The organism is Sunxiuqinia sp. A32, from assembly GCF_052690465.1.
Genome location: NZ_JBQYLI010000001.1, coordinates 339,420 through 351,595 on the forward strand (window position 1 = coordinate 339,420; position 12,176 = coordinate 351,595).

The following is a 12,176-nucleotide window of genomic DNA, read 5'->3' on the forward strand; positions in this document are numbered from 1 at the left end:
GGGTACTAAAAGTGCCCTATGGTTTAATAATCTAGTTATGAAAATAATTAATTACTGCGGAATTATATTATTAGGTATGCTATTAGCAATGTGTGAAAGTTCATCTCATTCTAGTTCTAATGATGCTAATAAGGGTACCAGACCAAATATTTTACTTGCTATTTCTGATGACCAATCCTGGTGTCATGCTGGTGCTTATGGTGACAAAATAATAAAAACACCAGCCTTTGATAAAATTGCAAAAAATGGTGTTCTTTTTAATCATGCTTATTGTGCTTCCCCATCATGCACGCCGTCAAGAGCAGGAATACTTACAGGACAGGATATTTGGCGGTTAGAGGAAGGCGCACAACTATTTGGAACTTTACCCTCAAAATTTAAAACATACACTGAAATTCTTGAAAGATCTGGATATAACGTAGGATTCATGAAAAAAGGATGGGGCCCTGGCAGCGTTGAACAAAGTGGCCGTTCGCACAATCCGGCGGGGCCCAAATCATACGAGAATTTTGACGAATTTATTAGTTCTGTTCCTCCAGGAACTCCTTGGTGTTTTTGGTATGGGAGTTATGATCCACACAGGACTTATGAAAAAGGATTCGGGGAACGCTCTGGAATAAACGCAGATATTATAAATGTGCCGGAATTTATGCCAAACGTACCAGAGGTTCGATCTGATATTGCCGATTACTATTATGAAATTCAAAGGTTTGACAACGAGTTTGGTGAGATTTTATTTACCATTGAAAAGCAAAATGAAACGGAGAATACACTGATAGTTGTGACCAGTGATAATGGGATGCCATTTCCAAGGGCGAAAGCTACATTATATGATTATGGAGTACGCATGCCTTTAGCAATAAGCTGGAAAAATCATTTTCCAAGTAACCGAGTTGTTGATGACTTTGTTAGCTTAACCGATTTGGCCCCAACATTTTTGAAAGTTGCTAAAGTTAGTATTCCAGCAGAAATGACTGGGAAAAGTCTCCTTCCTCTACTGGAGTCTAATAATTCAGGATTAATTGATCCAAATAGGGATTTTATTTTAACAGGAAAAGAGAGGCATGCCTGGTGCAGGCAGGAAGGGGTAGGGTATGGTTCCAGAATGCTCCGAACAAAAAATTATCTGTATGTCCGAAACTACTATGCTGATCGTTGGCCAGCAGGTGATTCGTCAATAGTTACTAATGAAGGAAGCTATGGAGACATTGATGCATCCCCCTCAAAGTCATTTATCATTAATCATAAGGATGATCCAGAATATTCCAAATATTTTGACCTTTCAATTGGAAAGAGGTCAAAAGAAGAGCTATACAATTGCCTAGCAGATCCATTCCAAATGAACAACATTGCTGAACTTACTGAATTTCAGGAGATCAAAAATGAATTGTCACAAAAACTTACAAGTTACCTTCAATATACAAATGATCCGAGGGAAACAAATCAAGATGTGAAATGGGATGAGTTACCATATTACGGCAGACATGATTGGGAGACAAATCCTGGAAGGTAACTCTGAAATTAATACTTATAAAGGCTATGTATCAAATCATCTTTATTGTTCAGGTATTATTATTAGGTTCTATCAGCTTTTTTATTGGTTGTATAGAGAGGTCTGAAAAAGAAACGGTGCAAAAGATTTCAGGGAATATCCTCACCTGGAATAATTTTAACAACTACATCAATCGATTTACTTATGAGGATGAAGAATTGTTTGTGCAATATGTTCCCAATGATCAGACAGAAAAAAATCGTTGAGTATGCTCATCAAAGAGGGTATTCATATTTGAAAGAGTTTCAACAGCTTTATCCAATCCCTCAGTTTATTATGGATTCCAATCCTACATTGGATTAGAACGAAGGTTACTAAAAAATAACGTAACTTGAGGAGATTTTGGCCTCCTCAATCTTTATCTGTTAATATTAAATAGCAATATATGAGAAATTATATAATTTGGTTCTTTTTGTTGGTGATGTTTCTAAATTCGTGTTCTCATAAATCAAGCGAAGACAAACCAAACATCCTCTTTCTTTTTGCTGATGACTGGGGGAAATATGCCAGTTGTTACAAAAATATTGATGGTGAGAATTCGATAAATGCGATCATCGAAACCCCGAATATCGATCGAATAGCAGAGCAGGGAATCATATTCACAAACTCCCATGCTCCTGCTCCTTCCTGCACTCCGTGTCGCAGTTCTTTACTTTCCGGACAATACTTTTATAAAACCGGGAGAGGGGCTATTTTACACGCTGCCGTTTGGGACGATGCTATTCCTTCGTATCCTTTGATTCTGAGAGATAATGGTTATCATATTGGCTATGCTTTCAAAGTATGGAGCCCGGGGAACCCGGTAAATGCACCTTATGGAGGAGATAAATATCGCTATGAACCTGCTGGCAAAAATTTCAATCATTTTTCGCAATATGTAAGTGAACACGAAAATATTGAGAAAGCGAAACAGGACCTACTCAATGAGGTAAAGCAGAATTTTCTTGCTTTCTTGAATGATAAAAAGGAAGGACAACCTTTTTGTTATTGGTTTGGACCAACCAACACGCATCGTCCCTGGGTGCAAGGTTCGGGTAAGGCATTGTGGGGATTAAATCCCGACAAGTTGAAAGAAAGAATGCCTGATTTTTTGCCGGATGTTCCCGAGATTCGGGAGGACTTCAACGATTATCTTGGAGAAGTGCTGGCATGGGATGCCGGAGTAGGTGCAATTATTGAAGCATTAAAAGAAGCAGGGCAACTGAATAATACCATAATTGTTCTCAGTGGTGATCATGGAATTCCAGGATTTCCAAGAGCAAAAACCAATTTGTATGAATTGGGAACTCATGTAGCATTAATTGTTTCAAGCCCCGGTAAATATGAAGGGGGACGAGTGGTTGATGATTTTGTTAATTTGATGGATTTAGCACCGACATTTCTTGAAATGGCAGGTGTTACTATACCAAAAGTTATGAATGGCAAAAGTCTGGTTCCACTTCTCGAATCAGCGGATAGCGGTTGCATCAACGCACAAAACAAGTGGGTTTTTACCGGTAGGGAAAGACATGTCGGGACGGCCAGAGAAGATAACCTACCATATCCGCAAAGAGCTATTAAGAACAAAGATTTTCTGTACATCCGTAATTTTAAACCAGAACGCCTTCCTATTGGGCCTCTCGAGAAAGGGCTTCGTGATATCGATGGGGGGCCGACCAAAAACTGGTTTGTTTTGAATCATGATAACCCGGCATATAAGATTGAATGGGAACTTGCTTTCGGACTACGTCCTTACGAAGAGCTTTACGACTTAAAGAAGGATCCATTTGAAATGAAGAACCTGGCTGCATTTAATGAATATGCTGAAATAAAGAATGAACTTTCAGAAATGATGGATTCAATAATGAATGCCACCGGAGATCCTCGTATTATTAATGACAATTGTATTTTCGATGCTGCTCCTTATACCGATGTCAACAAAAGTATATTAACCCAGCAGAAGAAGATTCAGGAAGAAATACAACAATTGTTAAATGAGTAATATAACCAACAATTTGTAATATTTATAAAGCAATGTTTCGAATAATCTTTATTGTCCAGGTGTTATTATTGGGTTCTATCAGCTTTATTACTGGTTGTAAGAAGAATTCTGAAAAAGAAACTGTGCAAAATATTTCAGGGAATATCCTTGGCTGGAATGATTTTAGCAACTACATCAACCAATTTAATGAAGAGGATGAAGAACTGTATGTGCAATATGTTCCCAATGATCAGGCAGGAATATTTTTGAAAGAAAATATTCCCTATTTTCAATGCCCTGATAAAGAATTGGAGAAATCCTATTATTTCCGCTGGTGGACATTCCGAAAACATATCAAAAATACTCCAGCGGGATTTGTCATTACAGAATTTCTTCCAGATGTTCCTTGGGCTGGAAAGTATAATACAATTTGTTGTCCAGCCGGACATCACTTTTATGAAGGGCGTTGGTTGCACAATTCAACCTTCTTGCACGACTATGCTAATTTTTGGTTTAAGGGTGGCGGAAGTCCACGTTCATACAGCTTTTGGGCTGCTAATTCAATTCTAGCTTTTACCTCCATTATTCAAAACAACGAATTAGTAATTGATTTACTCCCCTATTTAGTGGAAAACTATGAGGAGTGGGAAAAAAGTAATTTGTGTGAGGATGGATTATTCTGGCAGGTTGACAATCGAGATGGTATGGAGGTATCTGTTGGTGGTTCGGGAAAAAGGGCCACTATAAATTCATATATGATTGGAGATGCTAAAGCTATAGCACAAATTGCTAAAGCAGCAGGCAATACAGAATTAATGAATACCTACAATGAAAAGGCTGAAAAATTAACAAAGCTGCTGTTAGCAACTCTTTGGGATAGTAAAGATGAATTTTTTAAGACGATGCCGCTCAAATCGGAAGAGCTTGAAAAATTGAAGGAAAATCAATATCTGGGAACTTTTACAAAATATGCAGGAGATACTATGAAACTTGTTGATGTTCGGGAACTTCACGGTTATACCCCATGGTATTTCAACATCCCTGAAAATAAACATTCAGTTGCCTGGAAATTTCTATTTGCGTCTAGTGGGTTTAAAGCTCCTTATGGCCCTACTACAACAGAACAGTCTCATCCCGGATTTGAAGTAATTTATGAAGGTCATGAATGCCAGTGGAATGGCCCAAGTTGGCCGTTTGCTACGTCAATAACCCTCAAGGCACTGGCTAACCTTCTTCGTAATTACAATCAATCAATTATTTCAAAAAGTGATTTTGTGCAACTTCTGCAAACCTACTCCAATAGCCATCGCAGGATAAATGAAAAAGGGAAAAAAGTTTGCTGGATTGATGAAAATATTAATCCATTTACGGGAGACTGGATTAGCCGGACGATGTTAAAAGCAAGAGGGTATGAATATAAAGAACGCGGCAAAGATTATAATCATTCGGCTTTTTGTGACTTTGTTATTAGTGATTTAGTAGGTATTCGGCCTTCGATGGATGACACATTGACCATATATCCATTAGTACCTGCTGATTATTGGGATTGGTTTTGCCTTGATCAGGTCAAGTACCATGACAAAATAATTTCAATAATATGGGATAGGGATGGGACTAAATACCATAAAGGAGAAGGATTCTCTGTTTTTGTCGATGGCGAATTAAAGAAAAATTTACCAACAATAGGAAAACTAAAGATTCAAATTTAAAACTATGAAGAAACTATTTTTATTCATCACGATCTCTCTTTTTATTGGTTGTTCTGCCTTTTCAAAAGAGAAGCGAAACTTACATTATATCACCAACCAAGCACCATTAATTGCTCAACCATATACGGCACTCCCATTAGGAGCTATTAAACCCCTAGGCATGCTTTTAAAAATGCTTGAGCTACAGCGTGACGGGCTTAGCGGAAGTTTAGATAGTGTTTACAATGTGGTTTGCGGCGACAACAATGGATGGCTGGGTGGTACTGGTGATGGTTGGGAACGCGGCCCTTACTGGATTGATGGATTGGTTCCCCTGGCATACCAGTTAAACGATCCTGTACTTAAGGCAAAAGCACAGAGGTGGATTGAATGGAGTATTGCTAATCAGCGTGAAGATGGTTATTTTGGACCGAACCCGTTGCCCAAAGGATACAAGAAAATAAAAGGTACTCAACAGGGAAACAGGGAAGACTGGTGGCCAAAAATGGTCATGCTGAAAGTGCTTCAGCAATACTACACAGCAACAGAAGACCAAAGGGTGATAAGACTCTTACTTGACTATTTTAAATATCAACACAAAACCCTGCCACAATATCCACTGGGGAACTGGACTTACTGGGGTAGCCAGCGTGGAGCTGATAATCTGGCGGTCGTTTATTGGTTGTATAACATTACCAACGAAAAATTCCTGCTTGATCTAGCAGAAACAATCCATAAGCAGACATTTGATTGGACAACCATTTACTCTGGAAACGTACTCAGAAAATTGAATCCTTACCCTGATCTGCATTGCGTGAATGTAGCACAGGGGCTAAAAGCACCGATTATATATTATCAGCAGCATCCCGAGACGAAATACCTTGATGCAGTGAAAGAAGGTTTGTCTGCACTTCAGGATTGCCATGGTTTTGTGAATGGAATGTACGGTGGCGACGAGCACATGCATGGAAACGATCCTACACAGGGATCTGAATTATGCTCTGCCGTAGAGATGATGTTTAGCTTTGAAAGCATCATCCCTGTAACCGGTGATGTATATTATGCAGACTACCTGGAAAAGGTTGCATACAATGTACTGCCTACGCAAACGACTGATGATTATATGCGCAAACAATATTTTCAGCAGGGGAATCAGGTCTTGATTACCGACGAAGAACGTAACTTTCTTAACGATAGTCATGGGCGTATCGTTTTTGGAACAACCTCCGGATATCCATGCTGCCTGACTAATATGCACCAGGGATGGCCAAAATTTGTACAAAATTTATGGTATGCTACTGACGATAATGGGGTGGCTGCTTTCGTATACGGACCTTCATCGGTTACAGCCAAAGTTGCTAATGGCAAGGATGTGACGATCATTGAAACAACGGATTATCCGTTTAAGGAAAAGGTGAATTTTAAGGTTGAAACAGCAAGCAAGTTAAAATTTCCGTTCCACCTGAGAATACCGCTTTGGAGCAATGGTTCCGAAATTCGTGTAAACGGGCAACTAATTAGGCCGGTAATTAAAAATAATGTAGCTATTATTGATCGCGAATGGTCAAGTGGTGATGAAGTTGAATTAAGCTTGAATGCTGAATTTCGGTATAGCAACTGGTACGAAAATTCTGTTGGAATTGAGCGCGGACCATTGGTGTTTGCTTTGAAAATAAAGGAAGAATGGCGCGAGGTTCAAAAAGAAGGATATGACAATTCGTTCTGGGAAGTATTGCCCCAATCACCATGGAATTATACGCTTCTGAAAAGTGAACTTGAAGGAGGAAAACTTCAGATGGAAGTAAGTGATAAAGTGGAATTGAATCCTTGGAATCTGGAGAATGCTCCAATTTCTATAAAGATGAAAGCAAGGCGAGTACCTCTCTGGCAAATGGAGCGTGGCTCAGCCGGGAAAATACCTTCACCTGGACATCCTAAACGACCAATGGAGCGTATTGAAGAAGTGGAATTAATTCCCTACGGTTGCACCACTCTTAGGATTGCCGAATTTCCTGTATTGGAATAAAGAATTTAATATTTAATAATTAATAGAAGAGGTTGTCTTATTCGAGAGTAAGACAACCTCTTCTATATAATATATATTAAGAATCAGTCGTTTAATTGATCTTTAAATTACACGCTTATTTTTCATTGAAATGATAAATCAACTTGGTAATATTTCCGTTAGCTTTTCAAGCATTCAATTTTTCATTAATCTGCCCTCGAAACATTCGACACACCTTTAATGTTTTGAAGCTTTTTCATTAGAAAATCTAAATGTTCAAGGTTGTTGACAAAAATACGTAAGGTGCCCTCAAACAGTCCATTTGTCGAGTCGATATTGATAGAACGCATTTGAACACCGACGTCTTTGGCAATTACATGGGAAATCTGACCAACAATTCCCATATCATCGGTTCCGGACAACTTAATGGTTGCCTGGAATGATGATTTTTTCTTGGAGTCTCGCCATTTTGCAGGAATCACCCGGTAGGGATAACGTTCTGTCATTTGTTTGGCATTCGGACAATTAATCCTATGTATTTTAATGCCATCATTTATTGTTACAAAACCGAAAACTTCATCTCCAAAAATCGGGTTACAACAGGGAGCAAGTTTGTGATTTACGTTTTTGATATTGTTGTCAATAACCAGATAGTCATCTCCTCCTGTAAATTCGTATTCTTTTATTTGGTCAACAGGAATTATTTCTTCCAGTTTCTGACGAGCAGTTTCTTCATGAGTTTTTTCAATAAGAACTTCCTTAATAGTCAGAGGATCGATTTTGCCAACAGAAATACTGTAATACAAGTCTTGAGCTAGCTTAAAATTGAAATGTTTCAGCAAAGTTCTGATGCTTTCATCGCTATATTCAATCTTCCAGTTTTTTAATTTTCTGGTTAGGATTTCTTTACCATTCTCAGCTTCTTTTTTACGCTCTTCGTTAACGCTTGCTTTTATGCGGTTCTTTGCTTTGGTGGTAACCACAAAATCGAGCCAGTCGAGTTTTGGCTTTTGATTATTAAAGGTGTCCACCGAAATAAGATCACCGTTCTTTAGTTTGTGGCGTAGCGTTATCTTTCTTCCATCTAACATTCCTCCCACACAATGATCTCCGACTTCCGAGTGGATTTCATAAGCAAAATCAAGCAAGGTAGCCCCAGCTGGTAATCTTTTTAAATCACCCTTTGGTGTAAACACAAAGATCTCGTCACTATAAATGTTGGTGCTAAAATCATCAATAAAGTCAACCACATTAAGTTCTGGATTTTCCAATATTTCTCGCACGTGAAGAAGCCATTTTTCCATTTCGGAACCACCGGTGCCTCCTTTATATTTCCAGTGAGCGGCAAGGCCTTTCTCGGCAATTTCATCCATCCTTTTTGTTCGAATTTGTATCTCAACCCATTTTTTATGTGGCCCTAAAACGGTGGCATGCAAGCTTTCATATCCATTTGATTTTGGTACGGTAATCCAATCTCTCATTCGTTCCGGATTTGATTGGTACTCATCGGTAACAATGGAATAAACCTGCCAGCAATCGGACTTTTCCAACTCAGGCGTTGATTTTAAAATTACACGGATGGCAAACAGATCATAAACTTCATCAAAACTTACTTTCTTATTTTTCATCTTATTCCAAATGGAATTGATGGATTTTGTGCGTGCCTTCATTTCAAACTCGAAACCACGACTACGAAGCTTATTTTCAATTGGTTTAACAAATTCTGCTACGAAGTTTTTTCGTTCTGTTTCCGTTTCTGCTAGTCGTTCGCTAACATGCAGATAGGCATCCGGTGTTAGATATTTCAAACTTAAATCCAATAACTCCGAATTTACATTGTACAAACCTAAACGGTGTGCAAGAGGAGCATAAAGGTGAGATGTTTCCACCGAAATTTTCTTCTGTACTTCAGGTTTCTGATTATCCAAATGACGCATTACATGCAGCCGATCCGAAATTTTGACCAGAATTACACGAACGTCACCAGCCAGTGCCAACATTAATTTGCGGTAATTCTCTGAATGAAGATCAACGGTGTCGGTTCCCAGCGCATTAATTTTTGCCATACCCGAAAGAATACCAGCAACTGATGGACCAAATTTTTCTTCAATAGTTTCAAGGCTGGCACGTTTCTCTACTTGTTCATAGGTAACATTGTGTAATATTCCCGAAATGATGGAGTCAGATCCGAGGCTGATTTCACGTGCAACTACTTCGGCAACTTCAATGGAATGCACTAGAATAAGCTCGCCATTTGGCCAGGTTTGTTCGCCAAGTACCTGATAGGCAAATTCAAATGCATCTGCTACTTCTTCGAAATCTTTCTTATTTAAATTGGGCTCGCAGGCTTCTTTTAAAGACAACCATGCTTTCTCTATCATCTCGTTCATCGGAAATGTTTATTGGGGATCTAAAAGAACCAGTTTGCTAAAATAAAAAAAGGCTACCTAATACGGGCAGCCTTTTTATCAAATATAGTCATAGTATGATCTTTATACTGCCGTTGTTTCGTCAACGAATGTACGTTGTTGTAATTCACGATTGAGCAAAAAGACGCCATTGCCTTGGCCATTGATCAGTTTCAAATTGTCAAGAAGCTCATTTACATTTGCTTCTTCTTCAACTTGCTCATCAACGAACCATCTCAAAAAGCTTTGAGTAGCATGGTCGCTTGCTTTCACTGCAATGTCCATCAAATTATCAATTAATCCGGTAACTTTCTGCTCGTGTTCAAGGGTTTTTTCAAATACATCAATGATTCCGTCAAAATCAGTTGGAACACCATCAATCGGTTTCAAAGTAACACGTCCGTTGCGTTCATTTACAAAATCAAATATTTTTAGCGCATGAGATAGTTCTTCTTTATATTGAACTTTCATCCAGTTTGCAAAACCACCTAATCCCATATCTTCAAAATAAGCAGACATTGAAAGGTATAGATATGCTGAGTGCATTTCAGCATTTATTTGTTCGTTGAGAGCTATTAATACATTATTTTTTAGCATAACTGTCGATTTTTAAGTTTGGTTAAAAATACGAAATAGATTATTTACATTCGAATTTTATTTGGTCGATTCTTTTTTCTTAACAAAGTATTTACTTATTCCGTTCAATTACTCCCCGTAATCAAGATTGAATTTTTGCTTTAGCAGAGCAAGATTCGGATTTTTCTTGATCATTTCATTGAGTTTGTCTGTGTCTGTTAAAGCTACTTTATTTGGCTGATCATTTGCTTCTATTTTAGTGAATAATTCAATATCAGTGTTGCGAAGTTGTTTTCTTAGCCAGGCTACCAAATCGGGTTTTATTGAGGTAATATCTTCATTCTGAATGAAGTTGCTGATTTTTAGTTTTAACTTCGTTTCATTGAAGATTTCCGGAATGTTAGACAACGTTGCTTTTAGTGCAGGGCGTTCATCCAACTTGGTGAGATACTCTTTCCACTTGGCTTCAAATTGCTCTTTGGTAAATGGCTCATGAAGCTGTTCTGTAGTATAAAGCTTCATTTTCTCTTTCGGACTTTCTTCTTGTTTGTCCTGCAGTTTACCAGAGATAGCATCTTTTATGGAAGGAGTGAATCCACTTCCTGTTTTGCGAATAACCCTCTTAACAATAGGTTTATTTGGGGGAGAGTTTTGAGAAACTTCCTGACTGGTATTTTCTTTTTTAGGGGGTGACTGTTTTTCTTGTGGTTGAGTTTTTGAGTCACCTTTAAACAGAGGAGCTAATTCATCTGATTTGTTGTCGTCAGCTATTTTTTTTTTAATGTGAGCTGTGCCATTTTAATCAGGTTTAGCTCAATTAGCAAGCGTTTATTTTGGCTCGCTTTGTACTGCATATCGCATTCGTTGCTAATTCCGAGTGCTCCAAAAAGGAATTCCTGTTCACATGCTACAGCCTGTGTCTTATATTTTTCTTTGATTTCGCCGCCAACTTCAAGCAGTTGAACGGTAATTGGATCTTTACAAACCAATAAATCACGAATATGAGTGCTCAATCCTGAAATGAAATGATGACCGTCAAATCCGTGATCCAAAATTTCATTGAAAAGCATTAATGATCCGGGGATATCATTTTTCAGAAATAGATCAATTAATCTGAAATAGTAATCGTAATCCAACACATTCAGGTTGGAAATAACATCTTTATAAGTGATGCTTTTTCCTGAAAAACTAACAATCTGGTCAAAGATTGAAAGCGCATCACGCATGGCACCATCAGCTTTTTGGGCAACTACGTTTAATGCCTCAGATTCAATTTCAACTGCTTCACTTTTCGCAACATACCCCAGGTGTCCTGCAATGTCTGAAACTTTAATCCGATTAAAATCGAAGATTTGACAGCGGGATAAAATGGTTGGGATAATTTTGTGCTTTTCAGTGGTTGCCAAAATGAAAATAGCATGTTTTGGAGGTTCTTCCAATGTTTTCAGAAATGCATTGAATGCCGCTTGAGACAACATGTGAACCTCATCAATAATATAGATGCTATAGTGTCCTATTTGCGGTGGAATGCGAACCTGGTCCGTAAGATTTCTTATATCGTCGACAGAATTGTTTGAGGCAGCATCCAGTTCATGAATGTTGTATGAACGATTGCTATTAAATGCCTGACACGATTCACATTCGTTGCATGGCTCAACTTCAGCAGTAAGGTTTTGACAATTAATTGTTTTTGCAAAAATACGTGCACAGGTAGTTTTACCAACTCCCCGCGGTCCACAAAACAGGTAAGCATGAGCTAGTTGCCTGTTTTTAATTGCATTTTTCAACGTAGAAGTGATTGAAGCCTGTCCAACCACAGTTTGAAAAGTGTCTGGTCTGTATTTTCTGGCAGAAACTATAAAATTCTCCATAACCCTTTTAAATGAAAATCAAAGATAAACATTTTGTGCAGATCCGGTGGATGAACTTATTAACATCATGGTTGTTTTGAGCTGAACAAATTGTCTTTCCTACTGTTTTTTATATC

At 38.2% G+C, this 12,176-nt stretch carries 9 protein-coding genes; 5 read left to right on the forward strand and 4 right to left on the reverse strand.

The features are described 5' to 3' along the window. Positions 1 to 37 precede the first annotated feature (37 nt). The 5 genes from ACUNWD_RS01225 to ACUNWD_RS01245 all read left to right on the forward strand — a co-directional run bounded on the left by ACUNWD_RS01225 (position 38) and on the right by ACUNWD_RS01245 (position 7,226). Entirely contained in the window at positions 38 to 1,513 is a 1,476-nt protein-coding gene (locus tag ACUNWD_RS01225; RefSeq protein ID WP_445585938.1) for a sulfatase family protein, read from the forward strand. A gap of 26 nt (positions 1,514 to 1,539) precedes the next feature. Further along, entirely contained in the window at positions 1,540 to 1,758 is a 219-nt protein-coding gene (locus tag ACUNWD_RS01230) for a hypothetical protein (protein ID WP_445585939.1), read from the forward strand. A gap of 179 nt (positions 1,759 to 1,937) precedes the next feature. Next, positions 1,938 to 3,533: a sulfatase family protein gene (locus ACUNWD_RS01235; protein WP_445585940.1), complete on the forward strand. Its 1,596-nt coding sequence runs from the start codon at positions 1,938 to 1,940 to the stop codon at positions 3,531 to 3,533. 32 nt (positions 3,534 to 3,565) lie between these two features. Beyond that, a complete protein-coding gene (locus ACUNWD_RS01240) occupies positions 3,566 to 5,221 on the forward strand; it encodes an MGH1-like glycoside hydrolase domain-containing protein (RefSeq protein ID WP_445585941.1) in 1,656 nt (551 codons plus the stop codon). 4 nt (positions 5,222 to 5,225) lie between these two features. After that, positions 5,226 to 7,226, forward strand: coding sequence for a beta-L-arabinofuranosidase domain-containing protein (locus tag ACUNWD_RS01245; RefSeq protein WP_445585942.1), 2,001 nt, complete (start codon positions 5,226 to 5,228; stop codon positions 7,224 to 7,226). A 185-nt stretch (positions 7,227 to 7,411) separates the two neighbouring features. Here the strand turns inward: ACUNWD_RS01245 and ACUNWD_RS01250 are convergent, their stop codons facing one another. The 4 genes from ACUNWD_RS01250 to ACUNWD_RS01265 form a co-directional block, all read right to left on the reverse strand. Next, entirely contained in the window at positions 7,412 to 9,595 is a 2,184-nt protein-coding gene (locus ACUNWD_RS01250; RefSeq protein ID WP_445585943.1) for a RelA/SpoT family protein, read from the reverse strand. A 102-nt stretch (positions 9,596 to 9,697) separates the two neighbouring features. Beyond that, complete coding sequence (locus tag ACUNWD_RS01255; protein WP_445585944.1) at positions 9,698 to 10,210, reverse strand: ferritin; 513 nt, start codon at positions 10,208 to 10,210, stop codon at positions 9,698 to 9,700. Between the two features lie 108 nt (positions 10,211 to 10,318). After that, the gene (locus ACUNWD_RS01260) at positions 10,319 to 10,711 is read right to left on the reverse strand and encodes a hypothetical protein (protein WP_445585945.1); all 393 of its coding nucleotides are present in this window, start codon (positions 10,709 to 10,711) and stop codon (positions 10,319 to 10,321) included. Positions 10,712 to 10,956: 245 nt separating this feature from the next. After that, on the reverse strand, positions 10,957 to 12,060 hold the full coding sequence (locus ACUNWD_RS01265; protein WP_445585946.1) for a DNA polymerase III subunit gamma/tau: 1,104 nt from the start codon (positions 12,058 to 12,060) through the stop codon (positions 10,957 to 10,959). Positions 12,061 to 12,176 lie beyond the last annotated feature (116 nt).